This window comes from Luteimonas sp. A611 (assembly GCF_054072715.1).
The window spans coordinates 60,312-81,558 of sequence record NZ_JBSVRP010000001.1 but is presented as its reverse complement, the minus strand read 5'-3'; the positions used below and the strand labels follow the sequence as shown (position 1 = coordinate 81,558).

Below are 21,247 nucleotides of genomic sequence, written 5' to 3'. Positions count from 1 at the left end.
GATCCAGAGCCCCTGGCTCATGGCCGGCAACCAATCAGCCTAATCGGCATCAGTGCTCCCAGGCGGAAACATGCATAATTTGGCGGCATCGCGCGAGCGCTGCGCGCGCCCCGCCTCACGCCGACCCGGAGACCCCCATCGACGTCACGCTGCAAGCCGGGCAACTGCAGAGCCTGTTCGACCCGCTGCCGGACGTGGTGTTCTTCGTCAAGGACACCGAATGCCGCTATGCGCACGTGAACCAGACGCTGATCCAGCGGCTGGGCCTGCGCCGGCGCGAGGACATCATCGGCAAGAGCGTGCTGGAGCTGTATCCGGCCAGCCTGTCGGCCGCCTACATCATGCAGGACCGGCGCGTGCTCGCCGGCGAGGTGATCGAGAACCTGCTGGAGCTGCAGCTCTATCCCAACCGCACGCGCGGCTGGTGCCTGACCCTGAAACAGCCGATCTGGAAGGATGGCCGCATCGTCGGCCTGACCGGCATCTCCCGCGACCTGGGCCAGCCCGACAGCCAGCATTCCTCGTTCAGTCGCCTGCAGCGGGCGGTGAACCACATGCAGGCCCACTTCAACGACCCGCTGCGGGTGGGAATGCTGGCCGACATCGCCGGGGTTTCGGTGTCACAGCTGGAGCGCCTGTTCAAGCGCGTGTTCCAGATCACCCCGCAGCAGATGCTGACCAAGCTGCGCATCGAGGCGGCGATGCGCATGCTGCACAGCGACGCCAGCATTGCCGAGATCGGCCAGATCTGCGGCTTTTCCGACCAGAGCGCCTTCGCGCGGCAGTTCAAGTCCACGGTTGGCATGCCGCCACGGGACTACCGGGCGATGGTGCGGCGCTGATCGTCTGCGCGCGGGCCGGATCGAAGCGTAAGCTTTCCTGAACCCTGCGGTTCAATATTCAGCCGGCGTTGCGTCCCGGCACACAGAATTGCCCTGCTGCCCCGGTGGAACCGTTTTCCCCGACGGTTGGACTCCCTCCCCCTCCCACCGGGGCGGCACTTTTTCTCGACGCATCGAACCGAACAAGATGAGATGTCGCCGCGCGGCGTTCGCGCCCCCATCCAGCAAGTAGCGACGTCGCCCTCTCTCCCGGCGTCGCAGCTATGACCCGGCCGGAAACGGCCGGGTTTTTTTGTGCGCGATTGCCGGCCAGGGGCGCGGCGATGGCCGTCGCCATTCCGCTCTGCCGGAGCGCCGTCAAAATGGATGACCAGCCATTCGGCTGTTGAGAAGCGCCTCCGGCTTGACCAGCCTGCGGCTGTTGAAAGGCACTTCGTCGGGGTGACGTCGGGTCATCCCGCCGTCGCACGCGAGTCGGATCAGCGCTCGGGCTGTTCGAACAGCGACCCGGAATATTCGGGCTTGCGCTCGCGGGCCATCAGGCGCGCAAGGCCTTCGGCCGGGGTGATGTCGCCGTGCAGCACGTCGCGGACGTTGCTGGAAATCGGCAGCTCCAGGCCGTAGCGGTCGGCCAGGCGCATCACTTCATCGGCGGTCTGCACCGATTCGACCACCTGGCCGATCTCGCGCACCGCCTCGGCCACGCTCTTGCCGCGGCCCAGGGCCAGGCCAAGGCGGCGGTTGCGCGACAGGTCGCCGGTGCAGGTCAACACCAGGTCGCCCAGCCCGGCCAGGCCCATCAACGTTTCCGGGCGGCCGCCGATCGCGGCATTGAGCCGCAGCATCTCGTTGAGGCCGCGGGTGATCAGGCCGGTGCGGGCGTTGAGGCCCAGCTCCATGCCGTCGGCCACCCCGGTGGCCACGGCCAGGACGTTCTTCATCGCGCCGCCGAGTTCGGCGCCGCGCATGTCGCTGCCGGTATAGGCGCGGAAGCCCGGGCCATGCAGCACGTCGGCCACCTGCTGCACGAAGCCCGCGTCCTCGCCCTGCACGGTCACCGCGGTGGGCAGCCCGAGCGTGACTTCCTTCGCGAACGAAGGCCCGGTGACCACCGCCAGCGGCACGTCCTCGCCCAGCACATCGGCCGCGACCTCGTGCAGGAAGCGGCCCGAGCCGGGTTCGAAGCCCTTGGCCGCCCACGCCACGCCGGCATGCGCCGGGCGCAGCGGCGCCAGCGCGTGCAGGGTTTCGGTGAAGGCGTGCGAAGGCACCACCACCAGCACCAGGTCGGCCTCGCGCACCGCAGCGGCGAGGTCGGTGGTGGCACGCAGCGGTTCGGGCAGGGGGATGCCGGGCAGGTAACGGGGGTTTTCGTGGCGCTGGTCGATCGACTCGGCGATCGCCGCGTCACGGCCCCACAGGATCGTGGGGTGGCCGTGGCGCGCGATCAGCGAGGCGAGCGCGGTGCCCCACGAGCCCGCGCCAAGCACCGCGACGCGGACGGTCGGGCTCGCCATCGATCAGGCGTTGCCAGCAGTCTCGCTGCTGGCCAGGTCGCCGCCGGGCTGCTGGGCCTGGCGCTGGCGCAGGCTTTCGGCATACAGCGCGTCGAAGTTGATCGGCTGCAGCAGGAACGGGGCGAAGCCGCCGGCCTGGATGAGTTCGCCGATGATCTGGCGCGCATACGGATACAGCACGTTCGGGCACTGGGTGCCGAGCAGCGCATCGAGCACGTTCGGCTCGAAGCCGGCCAGGCCGAACACGCCAGCCTGCTGCACTTCGACCATGTACACCGAATTGCCTTCGCCTTCGCCGGCGGTGCAGGTCAGGGTCACGCCCAGCACCACTTCGTACGCGTTCTCGCCCAGGCGCTGCACGCGCTGGTTGAGATTCATGTTGATCTGCGGCTGGTTCTGCTCGTTGAACACGAGTGGCGCCTTCGGCGACTCGAACGAGACGTCCTTGACGTAGATCTTCTCGACGCTGAACTGCGGGCCCGTGGCCTGCGCGGGTTCGGTGCCGCCGTTGAGGGCTTGCTCGGACATCCTGATGCTGCTCCGGTTATCTGGGTCGGAAAAGAGGGCGATTATCGCACTTCGGGCGCTCAGCCGCGGCCCTTGGCCAGCGGCAGGTCGGCATGTTGCCAGCCGCCGATGCCGCCATCGAGCACGAACACGCGCTCGAATCCGGCCTTCTTGAGCCGCTTCGCGGCCTCGCCTGCGCTCTGCCCGGTCTTGCACACCAGCACCACCGGCAGCGCCTTGGCCGCGGCCAGGCGCTTGTTTTCCGGATCGAACTGGCTCATTTGCACGTTCTTGGAGCCGGGGATGTGGCCCTTGTCGAAATCGGCGATCGGGCGCAGGTCGACGACCAGGGCGTTGTCGCGGTTGACCAGGGCGGTCACCTCGGCCGGACGCACCACCTTGAAGTTGCGCAGCAGCCGCGCGATCTCGGTCACGATGATCGCGCCGGTCAGGCCGGCGAAGGCCAGTGCGAGCATCTGGTTGCGGCCAGCGAAGGCCATCAGTTCCTGGAAGTCCACGTCGGATCGGCTGTACGGGAGGGGACGGGATTGTCGCATAGGGGCGCCGGCACGGCGCCCGGCTATTCGCCCGCCCAGAAGTCCGGCAGCCCGCCGGTGATCCACCAGGTCTTCTGCGCCGGGTCGTAGCGCCACTGCTCGGTGTAGCGCAGGGTGCGCTCGGCCATGGTGTGGCGGTTGATCACGCCGATCTCGATCTCGCGCATCGCCTCGGACTCGCCGGGCCGCGAGGCCAGGTCGCGGTAGTGCGAGACCTGCACCTGCCGGTAGCGTTCGAACTCCAGGTCGCCGATCGGATTGGCCTCGCGCCAGGCCGGATCGACCATGCTCCAGGCGCCCTCGAAATCACCCCAGCGGATCGCCGCCGACCACGCGTACTGCGCGCCCTGCAGGGCCGACATCTCCTTGCCGGAGCTGGCGCAGCCGGCCAGCAGCAGCACCACGCAAACCATCCACAGCTGCCGCCATCCACGCATCGCCCTGCTCCCGGTTTTTTGCGCCCATGCTAGCAGCCGCGGCGTACGCCGGGCCGCGCTCTCAGCTACGCCTGAGGATCGCGGCGTAGCGTGAAGATGCCTGCGTGGCGATGCCGCCGTCGGGCAGCAGCACCTGCGCTTGCAGGTTTGCACGGGCGCGGCCGCGACTGCGCAAGGTGGACAGGAAAATGTCCCAGCCCGCGTCGCCGTCCAGCCAGGCTTCGGCCTGCAGGTCCGCGCGCAGCGGCGCCAGGTAGCGCAACTGCGTGTCGGCGACGTAGACCTCGGCGTCCAGTCCGGCCTGTTCGACCGTAAGCGCGGTCAGGCCCCACGCCGCCAGCGTCATCAGCGAGGCCAGGCTGCCGCCGAACGCCGAACCCTTGTCGTTGACGTTGGCCGCGAGCGGTGCGTGCAGCCGCAGTCGCCCGTCGGAATATCCAGCCACGCGCGGCTGCAGCGCGCGCGCCGGCGGCATCGCCAGCAGCTGCGACTCCAGCCCACGCAGGGCCGCGTCGGGAAAATCGGTCATGCGTGGAAGCTTCCGGAAACGTGAGGGGTGCTTGCGGCGTGCGTGGCCAGGGACCAAGCTTGCTGGCATGTCGCAGGACACCACCGCACCGAAGCAGCGCGCATGCTACGTGATCTCGCTGCGGCCGGTCGGTGGCCATGCGCCAATACGCCGCGCCGCCGCCGCGCATGGCGCGCGCGTGCTGGCGCTGTCGCCCTGGCGAATCGAGATGCGCGATGACGCCGCCACCCGCGAGGCGCTGGCCACGGCGCTGCGCGCGGACGTGGTGCTGTTCACCAGTCCGGCTGCCGCGCGCGCCGCGGCGGCGCTGCAGCCCCTGCGCGCCAGCCCGGCGCAGGCCTGGCTGGCGGTGGGCGCGGGCACAGCGGCGGCCTTGGGTCGCGCCGGCGTCGAGCGGGTAACCGCGCCGACGCGGATGGACAGTGAAGGACTGCTGTCGCTGCCGGCGCTCGCGCAAGTGCAAGGCCGCAGCGTCGGCATGGTCACCGCGCCCGGCGGGCGCGGACTGATCGCGCCGACGCTCGCTGCACGCGGTGCGCGGGTCCTGCGTGCCGAGGTGTATGCACGCGTCCCGGTCACGCTTGCGCCGCAGGCGCTGGCGAGGCTGCGGGCGCTGCCCGGGCCGCTGTGCCTGGCGTTGAGCAGCGGCGAGGCCCTGCAGCGGATCCTCGAAGCCCTGCCTGACGACCTGCTGCCGCGGCTGCGCGGCGCGCGCGTGCTGGCCGCCAGCGAACGGCTTGCGCAGATGGCGCGCGCGGCCGGTTTCGGCGATGTACGCGTGGCCGCCGATGCGCGCCCGGCGTCGCTGCTGGCCGCGTCCGCCGCCGACCGCGCCTGACGTTCAAGCTCCGATAGCATGCGCAGCCCCCTACGTCCGCACCGTCGATGAGCAACACCGCCACCTCCCCCTCCACGCCCCGGCCGCGCCGTGGCGCCGTCGTCGCATGGCTGCTGCCCGGCCTGGCCGTCCTGCTCGTCCTGGGCGCATGGGCGGCATACCGGTGGAACATCGCCCAGGTCGCGCGCGCCCAGGCTGCAGAGTCCGACCGACAGCACATCGACGCACTGGGCCAGCGCATGGACGCCCTGCGGCTCGACCAGCGCGCGCAGACCGCGCGCCTGCAGCAGGCCGAAGCGACCAACCGCCTGCTGCGCGAGGAACTGATCGGCCTGGGCCAGCGCGCCGCCCTGCTCGAGGACAGCGTGCGCAGGCAGGCCGATTCCGCACTGCACCCCGGCCAAGCCCTGCGCCTGGACGAAGTGGAGCTGCTGCTCGCCCAGGGCCAGCAGCGGCTGCTGCTGTCGGGCGACCTCGACAGCGCGCGCCGCGCCTACGCGCTGGCCGCGCAGCTGCTGGAAGACGTCGACGGCCACGACTGGCTCGACCTGCGCCAGGCGCTGGCGCAGGAGCGCGACGCGCTCGACGCGCTGGGACAGGATCCCAAAACACTCGCCGCCAGCCGCCTGGACGCCTTCGCCGCCGCCCTGCCGGCGCTGCCGATCCAGCCGACGTCGCCCGAGGCCACGCAGGCGTGGTGGACACGCGCGTTTTCGAAGCTGGTGGAGGTGCGTCCGAGCGCGGACACGGTGGCGGCGGAGCCCGCCGACCGCGCCGCCGGCCTGGCCGCGCTGCAGCTGGAGTTCGGGCTCGCCCGGGCCGCCATCGAGCGCCGCGACCGCGATGGCTATCGCCTGGCCCTGGCCCGCGCCGACGGCTGGCTCCTGCGGCTGTGGCCGGATTCGGCCGAGCGTCGCCGCCAGCGCGCGATGCTGCAGGCGCTGGGCGAAGCCACGCTGGCGCTGGAGTTGCCCGCGCTGGGCAGCACGCTGGCGCAGCTGCGCCGGCAGCGCGGCGCCGGCTGAGCGGCACGTTCAGCGCGTCGACGCCACGGCAACACCCCAGGCGCGAGTCTGGCGCCTGACCCGGAACGACTGGAAAGGAAATCTGCCATGAACCTGTTCCGTACCCTGCTGCTGTGGCTCGTGCTGGCCCTGGCCGGCGCCCTGCTTGCGCAACTGCTGCTGGCCCAGGACCCGGGCCAGGTCCTCGTGCGCTGGCGCGGCTATGACTACACCACCACCGTCCTGGTGGGGGCAGCGCTGCTGTTTGCCGCCGCCTTCGCGCTATGGCTGCTGTGGACGCTGCTGGCGCTGCCGTTCCGCGCCTGGGGCCGGCATCGCGACACCCGCGCCCGCGCGCGCATCGGCGAAGGCCTGGAGGCGCTGCAGCACGGACACTGGTCGCGCGCGGAAAAGCTGCTGGCCCAGGCCGCCAACGACGAGCACGTGGAATCGGCCGCACGCATTGGCGCGGCCGAGGCCGCCGTGGGCCGCGGCGACCACGCAGCCGCACGCGAGCACCTGGCCGGCTTCGGTGACCGTCATCCGGCGCTGCGCGCGATCACCACGGCCGAGCTGGCCCTGCGCGAACAGCGGCCGACCGACGCCCTGGTCGCGCTCGACGCACCGGCCGCGCAGCCGCTCCCGCCGCGCGGCCTGGCCCTGCGTGCCGAAGCCCTGGCCGCCAACGGCCAGGCCGCGGAAGCCTGGGGCCTGCTCGGGGCGCTGCGACAGCAGCAAGCCTGGCCGCAGGCGCTGCTGGACGAGCGCGAATCGCGCTGGGCCGAGGCTTCGCTGCTCGAGGCTGCCGACACCAATGCGCTGGCCGAACGCTGGGATGCGCTGCCCAAGACGCTGAAGACGGACCCCGCGGTCGTCGACGCCTATGCCAGCCGCGCCGCCGCCTTCGGCTGGGAGGACGCGGCGAACAAGAGCATCGAGCACGCGCTGGACACCCGCTGGGACGAGGGCCTGGCCACCCGCTACGGGCTGCTGCCGGTCGGGCGCATGGACCATCGCCAGGCGCAGGTCGAGCGCTGGCTCAAGGCGCACCCGGGCAGCCCGTCACTGCTGCTGACCCAGTCACGCTTTGCACAGGCCAGCGGTGACTGGCCGCGGGCCGAAGCCTCGCTGCACAGCGCGCTGGCACAGGGCGGCGGCAGTGACGCCTGGGAAGCCCTGGGCGAGGGCTACGCCCGCAGCGGCGACGACGGCCGCGCCTGGCAGTGCTACGCCAACGCGCTGGCGGCAAACCGGGGCCAGGTGGTCATCCCCGTGTCCCCGCGCGAGCAGCACCAGCAGGTCGCCGACCAGGCGGTGTTCGAGGACCGCGACGAGCATGGTGTGCCGCGATTGCGCGAGTAGATAGCTGGCATGCACAGCTGATCCGTCGGCCACCCGTGTAGGAGCGGCTTCAGCCGCGATCGTCGCCCCAAGGGACATCGCAGTTGCCCGTGTTCGCGGCTGAAGCCGCTCCTACAGGGACTGGTCGGGCTTGATGCCACGGTGGCCGGCAGCTCAGCCCGCCTCCAGCTTCTCCCAGCGTGCATAGGCGACATCCAGTTCTTGCTGGAGTTCGGCCAGCGACTGGTTGGCGGCAGTGATCGCGTCGGCGTCCTGGCGGAAGAAGGCGGGATCGTTCATCGCTGCGCCGCGGCGGGCAATCTCGGTTTCCAGCTGTTCGATGCGCGCAGGCAGTTGCTCCAGTTCGCGCGTGTCGCGGAAGCTGCGCTTTGCCTTCGGCGGCTCCGCCGGCCCTGCAGCAGCCGTCGCGGCCTGCGCCGCTTCCCTGGCAGCTTCGGCCCTTGCTGCGGCGGCCGCGGCGGCTGCAGGCGACGGGCGCTGCCGCAGCCAGTCCGAATACCCGCCTACGTATTCACCCAGGCGGCCATCGCCTTCGAGCACGAGCGTGCTGGTCACCACGTTGTCGAGGAAGTCGCGGTCGTGGCTGACCAGCAGCAGGGTGCCGGGGTAGTCGGCCAGCAGTTCCTCGAGCAGCTCCAGCGTCTCCACGTCCAGGTCGTTGGTCGGTTCGTCCATCACCAGCAGGTTGGACGGCTGCGCGAACAGCTTGGCCAGCAGCAGGCGGTTGCGCTCGCCGCCCGAGAGCCGGGTGATCGGCGCGCGCGCGCGTTCGGGCGAGAACAGGAAGTCCTGCAGGTAGCCGACCACGTGCTTGCGACTGCCGTTGACCTCGATGAAGTCCTGGCCTTCGGCGACGTTCTCCAACGCATTGCGCGTGTCGTCCAGCTTGCTGCGGTGCTGGTCGAAGTACGCGATTTGCAGGCCGGTACCCAGCTTGACCTCACCGCGCTCGGGCACCAGTTCGCCCAGCAGGATCTTCAGCAGCGTGGACTTGCCCGAACCGTTGGGGCCGATGACGCCGATGCGGTCGCCGCGCAGGACGGTGGCGGACACATCGTCCAGCAGCACGCGCCCGTCGTAGCCCTGGGTCACGTGCCTGGCCTCGATGACCCGCTTGCCCGAGTTGCGTGTGCCGGCCACTTCCATCTTCACGTTGCCCGCCAGCTCGCGCCGCTGCGCGCGCTCGCTGCGCATCGCCTTGAGCGCGGTCACGCGGCCCTCGTTGCGGGTGCGGCGCGCCTTGATCCCCTGCCGGATCCAGATCTCCTCCTGCGCCAGCAGCTTGTCGAAGCGTGCATTTTCCTGCGCCTCGGCGTGCAGGCGCTCTTCGCGCCGGCGCAGGTAGTTTTCATAGTCGCCCGGCCAGCTGCTGAGGCGGCCGCGGTCGATCTCGACGATGCGCGTCGCCAGCGCGCGCAGGAAGCTGCGGTCGTGGGTGACGAACACGATGCTGCCGGCGAACTGCTTGAGGAAGCCTTCGAGCCAGGCGATGGCCTCGATGTCGAGGTGGTTGGTGGGTTCGTCCAGCAGCAGGATGTCGGGGTTGCGCACCAGCGCCTGCCCCAGCAGCACGCGCCGCTTCATGCCGCCCGAGAGCGCGGCGAAGTCGGCATCCTCGGGCAGCTCCAGCCGGTCGAGCACCTGCTGCACGCGGCGGTCGAGATCCCAGCCGTGCTGCGCCTCGATTTCCGCCTGGGCCTCGCCCATGGCCTCCATGTCGCCCTCGTGCAGCGCATGGTGGTAGCGCGCGAGCACGCGGCCGAGGTCGCCCAGGCCCTCCGCGACCACGTCGAACACCGTGCCCTGCGTGTCCAGCGGCACTTCCTGCGCCATGCGCGCGACGACCACGCCGCGCTGGACGCGGATCTCGCCGTCGTCGGCCCGCAGCTCGCCGGCCATCAGCCGCATCAGGGTGGACTTGCCGGCGCCATTGCGGCCGACGATGCATACGCGCTCGCCGGTTTCGATGGACAGGTCGACATCTTGAAGCAGCAGCGGGCCGCCGACGCTGAAGTCGACGCCCTGGAATTGGAGGAGGGACATGGGGTAATTCTACCGGGCGGGTCTGCAGGGCGGGGATGCGACCGGCGCCAAGGGTCAAGGTTTCGGTCGCCGCGCGCACCTGCGGCCCGGGATTTTACCGGCTTCGCCGTTGCGGGGAGCTTCTCCCGGCGCAGGCCAAGGTTGCGGCCGGATCAGCGCTCGAGGATCGCCACCACGCCCATGCCGCCGGCGGTGCAGATCGAGACCAGGGCGCGGCCGCCGCCGCGCTCCTTGAGCTGCTTGGCGGCGGTGGCGACGATGCGCGCGCCGGTGGCGGCGAAGGGATGGCCGGCGGCGAGCGAGGAACCCACCGGATTGATCCTGGCCGGGTCGATGCGACCCAGCGGCGCATCCAGGCCGAGGCGGCTGCGGCAGTAGTCCTCGCTCTCCCAGGCGCGCAGGGTGCACAGCACCTGCGCGGCGAAGGCTTCGTGGATCTCGTAGAAATCGAAGTCCTGCAGGGCCAGGCCGTTGCGCGCCAGCATTTCGGCCACGGCGATGGTCGGCGCCATCAGCAGGCCTTCGCCGTGCACGAAGTCCACCGCCGACACGTGCACGTCGCGGATGTGGCACAGCACCTCGTGCCCGTGCGCGGCGGCCCACTGGTCGCTGGCCAGCAGGCAGGCGGACGCGCCGTCGGTGAGCGGGGTGGAGTTGGCGGCGGTGAGCGTGCCGCGGCCGCTGCTGCGGTCGAAGGCGGGCTTGAGCGTGGCGAGCTTCTCGAGCGAGGTGTCGGGACGCAGGATGTTGTCGCGCGAGACGCCGCGGAAACTGACCACCAGGTCGTCGAAGAAGCCGCGGTCGTAGGCGGCGGCCAGCTTGTGGTGCGAGGACACCGCCAGCTCGTCCTGCGAATCGCGCGAGATATTCCACTCCTTGGCCATGTCCTCGCAGTGCTCGCCCATCGACTTGCCGGTGCGCGGCTCGGCCACGCCGGGGAAATCGGGCTTGAGTTCGCGCAGGCGAAAGCCGGAGAACGCGGCCAGCTTGTCCTTCGTCGTCTTCGCCGCATTCGCCGCCAGCAGGCGCCGGCGCAGTGACTTGCCGTAGACGATCGGCACGTCCGAGGTGGTGTCCGAGCCGCCGCCGATGCCCGACTCGATCTGCCCGGTCGCGATCTTCATGGCGATCAGGTTGAGCGTGTCCAGCGAGGTGCCGCAGGCGCGCTGCAGGGTGATGCCGGGCGTGAGCGCGGACAGGCCGGAGGACAGAGCGGCCTCGCGGCCGAGGTTCCAGTCCGAGGCGTGCTTGATCACCGCGCCCATCGCCACTTCGCCCAGCTGCTGGCCGTGCAGGCCGAACTTCTCCACCAGCGCGCCAAGGGTGCGCACCGACATGCCCAGGTTGCCCACGTCCGAGTAGGCGGTGTTCTGGCGGCAGAACGGGATGCGGACGCCGCCCAGCACGGCGACGGGACGACCTTGCAGCATCGGGAGGGACCTCTTCGGTGCGGGCCCGTCGGCGGCGACAGGCATAATCGGCGAGTCTAACGTACCGTTGCGAATGGCCCGATGAACGAGCATCACATTGCCGCGCACTTGCCCGAGAACACCGTCGCCGGCCTGATGGCGCTGGAGCTGGCGCCGGGCAGCGTCGTCGAACGCGGCGCATTGGCGCAGGAGGAGGCGGCGCGACTGGCCTCACTGCTGGGGCGCGACCTCGCCGCGCTGTTCCCCGACGCACGCGGTCTCGACCTGTGCCTGGCGGCGGCGCACTTCGACCCTGCCGAAGCGCTGCGCCCCGGCTGGCCACTGCACCGGCGGCTGGCGGAACTGCATGCACGCGCGCCGGGACGCGGTGGTGGCCCGCGCATCATCGCCTTCGGCACGGATGCGGACGGCGCGGTGCCGCAGCCGCTGGTGGCGGACCCGGCGCTGCGCGGCGGCAGCCTGCGGGTGCTGCCGTTCCTGCTGCACGGGGATGCCGCCATCGCGCGGGAAGTCGGCGAGGCGTTCGAGGCGCAGCTGCTGGAGACGGGCATGGCCCAGGCCGATACCGCCCTGCTGCTGCAGGACGCGTTCGGCGCGCGCGTCGAGCACGCGCGCTGCCTGACCCTGCACGATCTGGCAGCCATGGTCGCGCTGCAGTACGAGCACCTCGGCCTGGCGCCGCTGTGGCCGCTGATCGAGACCGCGCTGCTGTCGCCGCAGCACGAGGCGCTGCTGGATTCAGCGCCCGAGCCGCTGCTGCGCTACGTGGACGGCGAGGTGCGGATGGCGCTGTTCGCGCCGGCGGCGTGGCGCGAGCGCTATCGCCCCGACAGCGACGACGTGGAGCCGCTGCGGCGGATGTTCGGTCACTTCGAGACACGCCAGCGCCAGATGGCCGCGGTGCTGGGCGCGCACGGGATCGACGTGGTGTTCGTGGAAGCGGACGCGGCGGTGGACGCGCGCGCGCTGTAGCGGGGAAGCGGCGCCTCGCGGACAGGCCCCCACCCCAGCCCTCCCCCGCTCGCGGGGGAGGGTTGGGGTGGGGGCCGCCGAAGGCGCGGCGACTACTGCGCCGCGATCACACCGCAGGCAAGGCGGCTGCCGGCATTGCCGGTGGGCTGGGTGGTGTAGTCGTCGGGATCAGCGTGCACGATCACGCCCTTGCCGAGGATGTCGGTGCCGGTCGCATCGCCGAGGCTCACGCCGCGGAGCAGGGTATCCACGGTGGCAACGCCCTGGTCGTTGGCGCTGATGTTGTCGCTGTCGCCGCCATGGTGTTCGCCCTGCCCGACGCGGCCATGCGCGGTCGAAGCCGGGTTGAAGTGGCCGCCGGCGCTGCTGCCGTCGGGGGCGCTGCAGTCGCCGTTCTCGTGCACGTGGAAGCCGTGTTCGCTGCCGCCCCGCAGGCCGGTGACCTGGCCGGTCACCCGAATGCCGCCGTCGACCGCGGCGAAGGTCAGCGTGCCTGCGGTTGCGTTGCCTTCGGTCGCCTGCAGTTGCGCAGTCGCCGATACGGTCCCCGGCGCGGCTGCCATTCCCTCCGGCATCGTGCCCGGATCAAGGCCGGCTCCCGGCGCCGTGGGCATCGCGGTGGCGTCGGGCGATGCCGTCGTCGCATCCGGCGCGGGCGTGGCTGCGGGGTCTTCCACAGGCGCCTTCGGCTGGCAGGCGGCGAGCATCAGGGCGGCGGGCAACAGCAGGAGCCGGACGTTGCGCATGGCGGGATCTCCTAGAAAGCGGGGGATCGAGCCTAGCCCGGTCGTCATTTGCTGGCAGTGATGACCCCGCAGGCGACGCGCGCGCTGATCGCGCCGGGGGTCGCGCCCAGCACCAGCAGCGAGCGGCCGACGATGTCGTTGTCGGCGCCGCCGCCGAGCACCGCGCCGCGCAGCAGCAGGTCGACCGTCGCCACGCCATCAGGCCCGGCCACGATGCGGCCCGGGGCCTCGCCGACCGCGCCATCCTGGCGTGCGCCGGCCAGCGGATCGTAGTAGCGCCCGGCGCTGCGCGCGTCGACCGCGCTGCAGTCGCCGCGCTCGTGCACCTGCAGGCCGTGCGCGCCGTTGCGCACCAGTCCGCCGACCTGTCCGCGCACGCGCACGCCATCGGCGGCCTGCACCATCACCATGCGGCCGCTGACCAGGGTGCCCGAGGCGGAGGCGAGGTTGGCGATGGCGCTGGCCATGGTGCCGGCCTCGGCGATCTGGCGCGGCGGCGGCGGTGTCCCGCGCGGGGATGGGGGCGCGGAGGCGCAGGCGGCCAACAGCACGGCGGCGGCCAGCGGAAGCAGGGCGCGCCGGGAATTCGGGGATCGGGACATGGCGGGGGACATGTTCGGGGAGCTCGAGGGACGGATTGGGACTGCCGGCGCTGCGGCTGGTTCAACTGCGGCGCGGGCGGCGGCTGGTGCCGAGTTTGCGGGTGACGGTGTTGCGGCCGAGTCCAAGCCGGGTCGCGGCCTCGGTGCGGCGGCCGCCGGTGTGCTCCAGCGCGGCCTCGAGCAGGGCCCGGTCGAAGCGTTCGCGGGCCAGCGCATGCAGGTCGCTGGTGCCGGCGGCCAATTGCTCGCGCGTCCAGCTGCGCAGCGCGCCGTCCCAGTCGGTTCCGGCGCCGCGCTGGCCGGCCTGCAGCATGTCGTCCAGGTCGGCCGTGGTGATGGTGTCGGCCGGCGCCAGTGCCGCCAGCCGCCAGCACAGGTTCTCCAGTTCACGCACGTTGCCCGGCCAGTCGTGCGCGAGCAGACGCTCGACGGCCGCCTTCGACAGGCGCTTGGGCGTGGCGTCGAACTTCTCCGCGGCGCCGTGCAGGAAGCGCTCGGCCAGCGCCGGCACGTCGCCGCGACGCTCGCGCAGCGGCGGCAGGCGCAGGCGCACCACGTCCAGGCGGTGCAGCAGGTCGGCGCGGAAGCGGCCTTCGAGCACCAGCGTCTCCAGGTCCTGGTGGGTGGCCGCGACCACGCGCACGTCCACCCGGATCAGCTCGCGCCCGCCAACGCGGAAGAACTCGCCTTCGGCCAGCACGCGCAGCAGCCGCGTCTGCAGCGAGGCCGGCATGTCGCCGATCTCGTCGAGGAACAGGGTGCCGCCGTGGGCCTGTTCGAAGCGGCCGATGTGGCGGCGCGCGGCGCCGGTGAAGGCGCCGGCCTCGTGGCCGAACAGTTCGCTTTCCAGCAGTTCGGCCGGGATCGCGGCGGTGTTGAGCGCCACGAACGACTGCCGCGCGCGCGGCGACTCGCGGTGCAGCGCGCGCGCCACCAGCTCCTTGCCCGTGCCGGTCTCGCCGGTGACCAGCACCGTCAGCGGCGCCTGCGCCAGGCGGCCGATGGCGCGGAACAGCTGGCGCATCGCCGGCGAATCGCCGACCAGTACGTCGCCGGCCGGCTCGACCTCGGGCGCGGCCCCCGCGTCCTGCTCGGCGCGCTGGCCCAGCACGCGCGCCGCCAGGTCCACCGCCTCGTCCAAGTCGAAGGGCTTGGACAGGAACTCGTAGGCGCCGCCGCGGAATGCACCGGCGGTGCTGGTGACGTCGGTATAAGCCGACATCACCACCACCGGCAGCGCCGGATGCGCCTGCTTGATCTTCTCCAGCAGCACCAGGCCATCGTCGCCGGGCATGCGCACGTCGGTGAACAGCAGCTGCGGCGGCGGCCGCGTGCCCAGCGCCGACAGCGCCGCATCGGCCGAATCGAAGCCCGCCACCTGGTAGCCGGCATCGCTGAGCGCAGTGGCCAGCACGAACCGCACCGAGCGGTCGTCGTCGACCACCCACACCGTATCGCCGTCAGCCGACATCGCCAGACCTCATTGCACGGCCACATCGTCGGTGGCGGGTTGCGGTTCGCCGCGGGTGTCTTCCGACAGCGGCAGCAGCAGGGTGAACACGGTATGGCCCGGGCGCGACCGGTAGCCCAGCGAGCCGCCGTGCTCGCGCGCCACCTGCTGCGCCATCGCCAGCCCCAGGCCGCTGCCGTCGGCGCGGCCCGACACCAGCGGCAGGAAGATCTGCTCGGCCAGCGTCTCGGGCACGCCGCGGCCGTCGTCGCCGATTTCCATGCGCAGCGCCAGCGCATGCACCTGCTCGCCGATGCGCGCCCCGAACTCGACCCGCGTGCGCAGGCTGACATTGGCCGCGCCGGCCTGGATCGCATTGCGCACCAGGTTCCACACCGCCTGGGTGAGGCGATCGGGATCGCCGCGCAGCGGCGGCAGGCTGGGGTCGTAGTCGCGCACCAGACGCACCGCCCAGCCGGCCTCCTGCTCGGCCAGGCGCACCACCTGTTCGAGCACGCCATGGATGTTGAGCGGCTGGTGCGGGCGCGGCGGCGCCGGCGACAGCAGCTGGTCGACCAGGTGGGTCAGGCGCTGCACTTCCGAGGCGATCAGGTCGACCAGCTCGCGCGACTCGGCATCGCCGGCGCGGCGCCCGAGCAACTGTGCAGCGCCACGCAGGCCGGCGAGCGGATTGCGCAGCTCGTGCGCCAGGCCCTTGAGCGCGGCCGACAGCGCCAGCGGCAGTGCCTGCGCCGGATCCTCGCCCGGGAACTCGTCCACCGGATGCGCCTCGAGCAGGATCGCGCCATCGGCCTCGCGGGTCAGCCACACGTCGGCAAAGCGCGGCTCCCCGCCCAGGAAAGCCAGCGCAACCCGCCGCAGCCGGCGCGGCCCCTCGGCCTCGTCCAGCGCCTGCAGCGCATTGCGCAGGCTATCGCCCTCGGCTTCCAGCGCGACCAGCGGCTGGTCGGGCAGGCGCTTCTGGCTCACCCCCAGCCAGCGCGCGAAGGCCTGGTTGCAGGCGCTGACCCGCCCGTGCCGATCGGCCCGCAGCACCGGCGTGACCAGGGCGTCGAGCGCGGGATCGAAGGTGGGGGGCGGGCGCATTGCACCAATATAGGGCAGTTGTGGACCACCGGCCTGCGGGAATGCCTGCGGGTTCTGCCTGCTCCCGCAGGCGCGGAACAGAGCTGGCGAGTTCGTGCGCCTGCGCTCAAAACACCACGGTCACCGTGATCGTGTCGCTGTGCAAACCGAGGTTGGGATCCTGGCCGGCGGGTATGCGGCCGAAGATGGTGAAGCTGCGGGGGTTGGGCTGGCCGCTGAACAGGCCGCCGACGGCGCCGCCGGCGGTGCTGGTGCCGCCGCTGCCGTTGCCCCAGACGGTGTTGCGGGCAGCGGTGGTGTAGAGGTTGTACTGCAGCACCGAGCTGGGCGGCTGGCGCAGGGTGCGGGCGGCGTAGGTGCCGGAGCTGCCCTGGCTGAGGGCGATGGAGACGTTCACGCCGCCCAGCAGTTCGCCGAAGTCGGTCGCGCTGCACTGCAGGCGCACGGTGCCGGTGCTGTCGACCGGGGCGCTGTTGGTGATCGGGTCGTAGACGCCGAAGTTGATCGGGGTGGTGGTGATCGTGCAGTCGCCGGCCTGGACCGAGAGGCTGGTGCAGGCGAGCAGGCCGGCCAGCGCGGCCACGTGGCGTGCACGGCTGCAGCGAGCGATTGGCGCGCAAGGCGGCGGTGGTGCGATGACGGCAAACGCGCGTCGGATCCGGCTCATGGTTCCCCCTGTGTCGTCACCGCGCATTCGATCTCGCCCAGTTCGTGGATGCCGGACTGCAGCGGTTCGGGGATGTCGATGGCGCAGTGGGCGCGGCGGCCGTCGCTGTCGACGATGGCCTGGTGGCGGCCGGCAGGCAGCTGTTCGAAGTAGAAGCGCCCGTCCGCACCGAGCGGGCTGGTCTGGCTGGCGTCGCCGTGCTGCAGGCGCAGATTGCCGAACACAGCCGGTCGCGCGCCGTCGCCGTCGCGCAGCCGCAGGCGACCGGAGAAGGCGCGCAGCGGGTGCGCGTCCAGGGTCGCCACGCTGCCGGTGTTGCGGAATACCGCCAGCTGCGCCGCGCCGCGCACGATCTCGTGGTCGAGCGGCACCTGCGAGGGGTCGAGCGCGATCTGGTTGGCGTAGTAGGGCACCAGGTCGCGCACCAGCAGGTCGCCGCGCGCATCGGTGCGGCCGACCTCGAGGTTTTCGCGCAGGATCGGCACGCCGGCCACGCCGGGCACGCGCACCAGGGCGAAGCCGCTGTCCAGCGGCGGGGTGGCATAGGCACGCCCGCCGATGCCCACCAAGGCGCCGTTGAGCAGCACACGCGCGCCGCTGCGGCCGCCGAAGCGGTCGGCCTGCACGGCGTAGCGGCCGTGCCGACCCTCGTATTCCAGCTGGCCAAAGCCGCTGGTGCCGAAGTCGTCGTGCTGCACGCTGGCGTCGTAGCCCCAGCCGATGCCCACCGGGCGCGAGCGGCGTGCGTCGAAGCCGTAGCCGCGGCTGTCGCCGTCGGTGCCGTCGTCGCCCGGACTGCGCCGGTCGCGCACGCTGAAGGCGAGGCTGTCGCGGTCGAGCGCGACATTGAGGCTCAGCAGTGCCGAGGTGTCCTCGAACAGGCCGTCGCTGCGCTGCACGCTCAGCAGCAGCTGCGCGGCCGGCGACAGCCGCCAGGTGGACGAGAGGCTGGCGGTGCGTTCGGCGGGCAGGCCTTCGCGCCGCTGGCGGCCATAGCCCAGCTGCATCGACAGGCGCCTGGTCGGCGACCACGACAGGTTGGCGTAGGCGTCCTCGCGCAGGCGCGCGCCGAACAGCTCGAAGGTCGTGCCGAGCATGCGGTAGCCGCTGCTGAAACGGCGGCTGCCCAGCGACAGGCCCGCGCGCGGACCGCCGTAGCTGTAGCTGATCGAAGCCGCGTGGCCGCTGCCGGCGTCGTCGTCGCGGCTGCGCGCCAGGGCGAAACCGAACTCGCCCAGGTTGGTGCGCAGCGCCGCATCGGCGCCGGCGTTGGCGAAGTCGTCGTCGCCCTCGCTGCGCACGCCCAGGGTGATGCGGTCGCTGACGCCGCGCCGGTACCAGGCCTGCCAGGCGGTGTCGTCGCCGTAGTCGCCGTCCAGGCTGCCGCCGCGCACCCGGCCCAGGCGCAGGGCGTAGTCGGACAGGCCCGGCGCGAGCAGCGCGCTGCCGCCGTAGTAGCTCGCGACGGCGAGGTCGCGGCGGTTGCCGAACGGGTCGCGCAGCACCACCCGCACGTCGCTGCGTCCGGGCGGCACGCCCAGGTTCTGCAGGTTGAACGGGCCGGCGCCAACCTCGCGGCGGCCGATGAGCGCGCCGTTGGCGTACACCTCGACCACGCCCGGAGTTTCGATCACGCCCTGGTAGAACGGCTGCGGGAAGGTCACCAGGTAGGGATCCTGGTCGAAGGCACGCTCCATGCCGACGCCGCCGAGCAGGGCGCCGCCGCCAAGTGGGTCGCGCGCCACCGCCACCTGGTCGCCCACGGTCCAGCGGCGCAGATGGTCGGGCTGGTCGATCTCGAGGCGGGTCAGGCCGCGGCGCCAGCCGTTGTCCGGGTCCCAGTAGCCGGTGCTGCGCAGGGCGGCGGGACCGCGGCCCGCGGCCGCGTCCAGGAACAGGGTTTCCAGGCCCACCTCGCCGTCGCTGCGGCCGTCGCCAACGGCGGCGGCGTAATTGACGAAGGCGGTCCACGGCCGGGTCGCCGGATCGGCGCGCCCACGCGTACGCAGGTCGATGGTCTGCGCCGGCATGTCCGAGGCGCGCTGCACCAGGTCCACGCGCAGGTTGGCGCGGTCGAGCACCACCTCGATCCCCTGCCCCAGCTGCGCGGGATCGACGTAGGCGCGGCCGTCGATCTGCTGCGCGGTCAGCGGGGTCGGGTCCAGGCCGGCGGCCAGCAGCGCCTCGCGGTCGACCAGCACGGCCTCGCCGCGCACCACCACCGCCGCGATGCCGCTGCAGCGCGCGTTGAGGCACAGGTCCAGCAGCATCACCTCGTCAGGCGCCTGCGCCGCGGCCGCGGACGCCAGCAGCAGCGCCAGCGCGGCGGAGATCGGCCGCAACGAGAGGCCGCGCTTCAACCGCCGCATCGCCGGGGACTGGCCGGCAGCGGCGCAACGAGGGTTGCAGCGGATTCGGGAAGTTCGAGTTCCACCCGTGCCGCCTGCGTGCAGGTGGCCACCGACACGGACTGCACGGGCAGCGGCAGCTGCGCCCCGGCCAGCACGTAGCCGATCGTGAGCGGCGACTCGGCCAGGATGCGGCCGCTGGCATCGAGCAGGCGCAGGCGTGCGTCCTGTGGCGGCAGGTACTGGCTGCCGGTGTTGGCCAGGGTCAGCTGCAGGCCCTCGCTGCCGAACGACGCGGCCGAGAGCCCCGCTTCCGGCGCCGGCGACGCGGCCTGGATGAACACCGGCACGCTGACCCGGGTCAACACCTCGATCGCCACGCCATCGACGCTGCCGCGCGGCAGCTGCTGCAGTTCGACCCGATAGGCGCGCTCGGCGCCGGTCTCGGGCTTTAGCGTGCCCACGCGCAGGCGCGCCTGTTGGCCCGGCTGCACGGTGAACACCAGCGGATGCACCACCAGGTCGTCGCTGGGCTGCAGCTCCCAGCTGCCGTCGGCGGCCATGGTCCAGCGCTTGACCGAAGCCTCGAAACTCAGCGGCAGCGGGTCGGCGTTGCCCAGCACCAGGGTCTCGACCGCGCGCGCGCGATCGAGGTGGACCCGGGTGGGGTTGAGGCTGAACTCGGCGGCGGCCGCGCTGCCGGCGAGCGCGGCGAACACCGCGCAGGCACAGACGACCGCGCGCGGGGCGCGATGGAGAAAGAAGCTCACTGTCGACTCCGAAGCGGTGCGGGACTGCCGGCGGCAGCCCCGCGGGCACTCAGAACGTGACCGAGACCTGCACCGTGTCGGTGTAGCTGCCGATCGCCGCGTCCTGGCCGGCCGGGATGCGGCCGTAGGTCACCAGCGAGGCCGGGGTCAGCGAAGAGGTGAAGGTCGGGATCGCCTGCGTGTTGGCAGCGGCGCAGCCCCAGGGCGTGTTCCGGGCGCCGTCCTGATAGATGTCGTAGCGGAGGCGTTCGGTGGCGGCGCCGGCCATCTGACGCAGCGGGCTGGCGCAGGTCGAGCCGGTAGCCGCGTTCAGGCCCTGGTTGAGGGCAGCCACCGCGGTGGAGGTGCCGCGCGTGCAGCGCACGTTGACCGCGCCGTTGGCATCGCGCGCCACGGTGGCGTTGACGTCGGCCGGGTCATAGGCGCCGAACGCGATGTTGGTGGCGGTGACCGTGCAGCTGGACGCAACGGTGGCGGTGACCTGGAAGTTTGCGGTCTGCGGCGACGGGCCGGCGAAAGCGCTGCCGGCGAAGGCGGTGCCGCACAGGGCGAGGAAGAGGCGGGTGTTCTTGGACATGGTCGTGTGGTCTCGGGCAAGGGAAAGGATGCGGAGTGCCGTGCAGTCGGGCGTTGCCCATCACTTGACCTGCAACGCCGTAGCAGCGAAGCAAACGGGATGCCAAACCTGACGTTAACGGCTATCCCCAGCAGAACCTGAGGCATCGATCCGTGACCACCTTCGCAAAGTGTTGTAACGCATCGCAAAGTCATTGCAAAGCATGACGTACGTTCACTTTTAACCGTAATCATTCCTGGAGCGTCGGGCAGGTCAACTCCTGACCCCAGGCGTCACGCCGGGGCCGGTTCTGACGCAGGAACGCGACCCAGGCGCCACTCCGGGCGTGATGCCCTTGGCAGATCCGGGTTTTCGTTCACGGCCGGGCAACAGCCGCGGGGGCAGCGTGCCGTTAGTCCAGGCATGCGCACCTGTCAGACCCTGGCGTTCCTCCTCCTCGTTGGCGGAATCGCCGGCATCGCCCTCGCCCGCGACGGCTCGTTCGCCGTCGGCGTACAGGTGGTCGACCGCCGGCCCGCATCGGCCCTGCTCGATGCAATCCCCGTGCCGCCGCAGGCGCGGGTGTTCGACAGCAACGGCCATGTGCGCAGCTATGTCTGGCCGGGCACGCCCGCAGCCGCGGCGGCCTTTTTCGAGGTGGAACTGCCGCAGCGCGGATACCGGGCGCTGGCGCGCCGTGGCCAGGGGCAGGCGATGCAGCAGGTCTGGGGCGACGGGCGCGGGCGCGTGGTGCTGCAGCTGGAGCAGGCCCTGGGCAGCGCGGACCTGACCCGTATCCGGATCAGCGTGGCGCGGGCCACCGGCTTGCCAGCCGCGATGCCGGGTGAAGCGCCCGGGCCGATCACCAGCGCCGGCGCTCCCTGACGACCGCAGCCGCGGATCGGCCGTCGCGGCGTCCGCGCGGGCGACGCGTCCGTACGCCAGGGGCACATCGCAGCCACC

Annotated in this window: 21 protein-coding genes; 6 read left to right on the top strand and 15 right to left on the bottom strand. The window is 71.8% G+C overall.

What is annotated here, in order from left to right:
• Positions 1 to 137 precede the first annotated feature (137 nt).
• Positions 138 to 842, top strand: coding sequence for a helix-turn-helix domain-containing protein (locus ACW5EG_RS00410; RefSeq protein ID WP_457018362.1), 705 nt, complete (start codon positions 138 to 140; stop codon positions 840 to 842).
• A 479-nt stretch (positions 843 to 1,321) separates the two neighbouring features.
• Here ACW5EG_RS00410 and ACW5EG_RS00405 read toward each other — a convergent pair whose 3' ends face one another.
• The 5 genes from ACW5EG_RS00405 to ACW5EG_RS00385 form a co-directional block, all read right to left on the bottom strand.
• Positions 1,322 to 2,359, bottom strand: coding sequence for an NAD(P)H-dependent glycerol-3-phosphate dehydrogenase (locus ACW5EG_RS00405; protein ID WP_457016546.1), 1,038 nt, complete (start codon positions 2,357 to 2,359; stop codon positions 1,322 to 1,324).
• Positions 2,360 to 2,362: 3 nt separating this feature from the next.
• Positions 2,363 to 2,887, bottom strand: a complete 525-nt coding sequence (gene secB, locus ACW5EG_RS00400; RefSeq protein ID WP_457016544.1) for a protein-export chaperone SecB — start codon at positions 2,885 to 2,887, stop codon at positions 2,363 to 2,365.
• Positions 2,888 to 2,946: 59 nt separating this feature from the next.
• The gene (locus ACW5EG_RS00395; protein ID WP_457016542.1) at positions 2,947 to 3,384 is read right to left on the bottom strand and encodes a rhodanese-like domain-containing protein; all 438 of its coding nucleotides are present in this window, start codon (positions 3,382 to 3,384) and stop codon (positions 2,947 to 2,949) included.
• Between the two features lie 62 nt (positions 3,385 to 3,446).
• Positions 3,447 to 3,860, bottom strand: a complete 414-nt coding sequence (locus ACW5EG_RS00390; RefSeq protein ID WP_457020551.1) for a hypothetical protein — start codon at positions 3,858 to 3,860, stop codon at positions 3,447 to 3,449.
• Positions 3,861 to 3,921: 61 nt separating this feature from the next.
• Positions 3,922 to 4,389: a YiiD C-terminal domain-containing protein gene (locus ACW5EG_RS00385; RefSeq protein ID WP_457016540.1), complete on the bottom strand. Its 468-nt coding sequence runs from the start codon at positions 4,387 to 4,389 to the stop codon at positions 3,922 to 3,924.
• A gap of 67 nt (positions 4,390 to 4,456) precedes the next feature.
• Here ACW5EG_RS00385 and ACW5EG_RS00380 point away from each other — a divergent pair, with 67 nt between their 5' ends.
• The 3 genes from ACW5EG_RS00380 (at position 4,457) to ACW5EG_RS00370 (ending at position 7,593) form a co-directional block, all read left to right on the top strand.
• Complete coding sequence (locus ACW5EG_RS00380) at positions 4,457 to 5,227, top strand: uroporphyrinogen-III synthase (RefSeq protein WP_457020550.1); 771 nt, start codon at positions 4,457 to 4,459, stop codon at positions 5,225 to 5,227.
• Between the two features lie 47 nt (positions 5,228 to 5,274).
• Positions 5,275 to 6,252 carry a uroporphyrinogen-III C-methyltransferase gene (locus ACW5EG_RS00375; protein WP_457020549.1) on the top strand — a complete coding sequence of 326 codons (978 nt, stop codon included), beginning with the start codon at positions 5,275 to 5,277 and terminating at the stop codon, positions 6,250 to 6,252.
• Positions 6,253 to 6,339: 87 nt separating this feature from the next.
• Positions 6,340 to 7,593, top strand: coding sequence for a heme biosynthesis HemY N-terminal domain-containing protein (locus ACW5EG_RS00370; protein WP_457016535.1), 1,254 nt, complete (start codon positions 6,340 to 6,342; stop codon positions 7,591 to 7,593).
• 153 nt (positions 7,594 to 7,746) lie between these two features.
• Here ACW5EG_RS00370 and ACW5EG_RS00365 read toward each other — a convergent pair whose 3' ends face one another.
• Both ACW5EG_RS00365 and ACW5EG_RS00360 read right to left on the bottom strand, forming a co-directional pair.
• Entirely contained in the window at positions 7,747 to 9,636 is a 1,890-nt protein-coding gene (locus ACW5EG_RS00365; protein ID WP_457020548.1) for an ATP-binding cassette domain-containing protein, read from the bottom strand.
• A gap of 152 nt (positions 9,637 to 9,788) precedes the next feature.
• Positions 9,789 to 11,066 carry an acetyl-CoA C-acetyltransferase gene (locus tag ACW5EG_RS00360; protein ID WP_457016531.1) on the bottom strand — a complete coding sequence of 426 codons (1,278 nt, stop codon included), beginning with the start codon at positions 11,064 to 11,066 and terminating at the stop codon, positions 9,789 to 9,791.
• Positions 11,067 to 11,147: 81 nt separating this feature from the next.
• On the opposite strand from ACW5EG_RS00360, the gene ACW5EG_RS00355 reads away from it, so the two are divergent.
• Positions 11,148 to 12,038: a hypothetical protein gene (locus ACW5EG_RS00355; RefSeq protein WP_457020547.1), complete on the top strand. Its 891-nt coding sequence runs from the start codon at positions 11,148 to 11,150 to the stop codon at positions 12,036 to 12,038.
• Positions 12,039 to 12,130: 92 nt separating this feature from the next.
• Here the strand turns inward: ACW5EG_RS00355 and ACW5EG_RS00350 are convergent, their stop codons facing one another.
• The 8 genes from ACW5EG_RS00350 to ACW5EG_RS00315 form a co-directional block, all read right to left on the bottom strand.
• On the bottom strand, positions 12,131 to 12,784 hold the full coding sequence (locus ACW5EG_RS00350) for a superoxide dismutase family protein (protein ID WP_457020546.1): 654 nt from the start codon (positions 12,782 to 12,784) through the stop codon (positions 12,131 to 12,133).
• Between the two features lie 44 nt (positions 12,785 to 12,828).
• Positions 12,829 to 13,386: a superoxide dismutase family protein gene (locus ACW5EG_RS00345; protein WP_457020545.1), complete on the bottom strand. Its 558-nt coding sequence runs from the start codon at positions 13,384 to 13,386 to the stop codon at positions 12,829 to 12,831.
• Positions 13,387 to 13,447: 61 nt separating this feature from the next.
• The gene (gene ntrC / locus ACW5EG_RS00340) at positions 13,448 to 14,863 is read right to left on the bottom strand and encodes a nitrogen regulation protein NR(I) (RefSeq protein ID WP_457021377.1); all 1,416 of its coding nucleotides are present in this window, start codon (positions 14,861 to 14,863) and stop codon (positions 13,448 to 13,450) included.
• A 3-nt stretch (positions 14,864 to 14,866) separates the two neighbouring features.
• Positions 14,867 to 15,943 (bottom strand): two-component system sensor histidine kinase NtrB, encoded by a 1,077-nt coding sequence (locus ACW5EG_RS00335; RefSeq protein WP_457020544.1) that lies wholly within the window; start codon positions 15,941 to 15,943, stop codon positions 14,867 to 14,869.
• A gap of 106 nt (positions 15,944 to 16,049) precedes the next feature.
• Positions 16,050 to 16,610 (bottom strand): Csu type fimbrial protein, encoded by a 561-nt coding sequence (locus tag ACW5EG_RS00330; protein ID WP_457016519.1) that lies wholly within the window; start codon positions 16,608 to 16,610, stop codon positions 16,050 to 16,052.
• Positions 16,607 to 18,979 (bottom strand): fimbria/pilus outer membrane usher protein, encoded by a 2,373-nt coding sequence (locus ACW5EG_RS00325; protein WP_457020543.1) that lies wholly within the window; start codon positions 18,977 to 18,979, stop codon positions 16,607 to 16,609. The genes ACW5EG_RS00330 and ACW5EG_RS00325 overlap by 4 nt, the downstream gene beginning before the upstream one ends.
• Positions 18,967 to 19,728 carry a fimbrial biogenesis chaperone gene (locus ACW5EG_RS00320; RefSeq protein ID WP_457020542.1) on the bottom strand — a complete coding sequence of 254 codons (762 nt, stop codon included), beginning with the start codon at positions 19,726 to 19,728 and terminating at the stop codon, positions 18,967 to 18,969. The genes ACW5EG_RS00325 and ACW5EG_RS00320 overlap by 13 nt, the downstream gene beginning before the upstream one ends.
• A gap of 49 nt (positions 19,729 to 19,777) precedes the next feature.
• Entirely contained in the window at positions 19,778 to 20,305 is a 528-nt protein-coding gene (locus tag ACW5EG_RS00315; protein WP_457016514.1) for a Csu type fimbrial protein, read from the bottom strand.
• A gap of 402 nt (positions 20,306 to 20,707) precedes the next feature.
• Here ACW5EG_RS00315 and ACW5EG_RS00310 point away from each other — a divergent pair, with 402 nt between their 5' ends.
• On the top strand, positions 20,708 to 21,169 hold the full coding sequence (locus ACW5EG_RS00310) for a hypothetical protein (RefSeq protein WP_457020541.1): 462 nt from the start codon (positions 20,708 to 20,710) through the stop codon (positions 21,167 to 21,169).
• Positions 21,170 to 21,247: the final 78 nt, after the last annotated feature.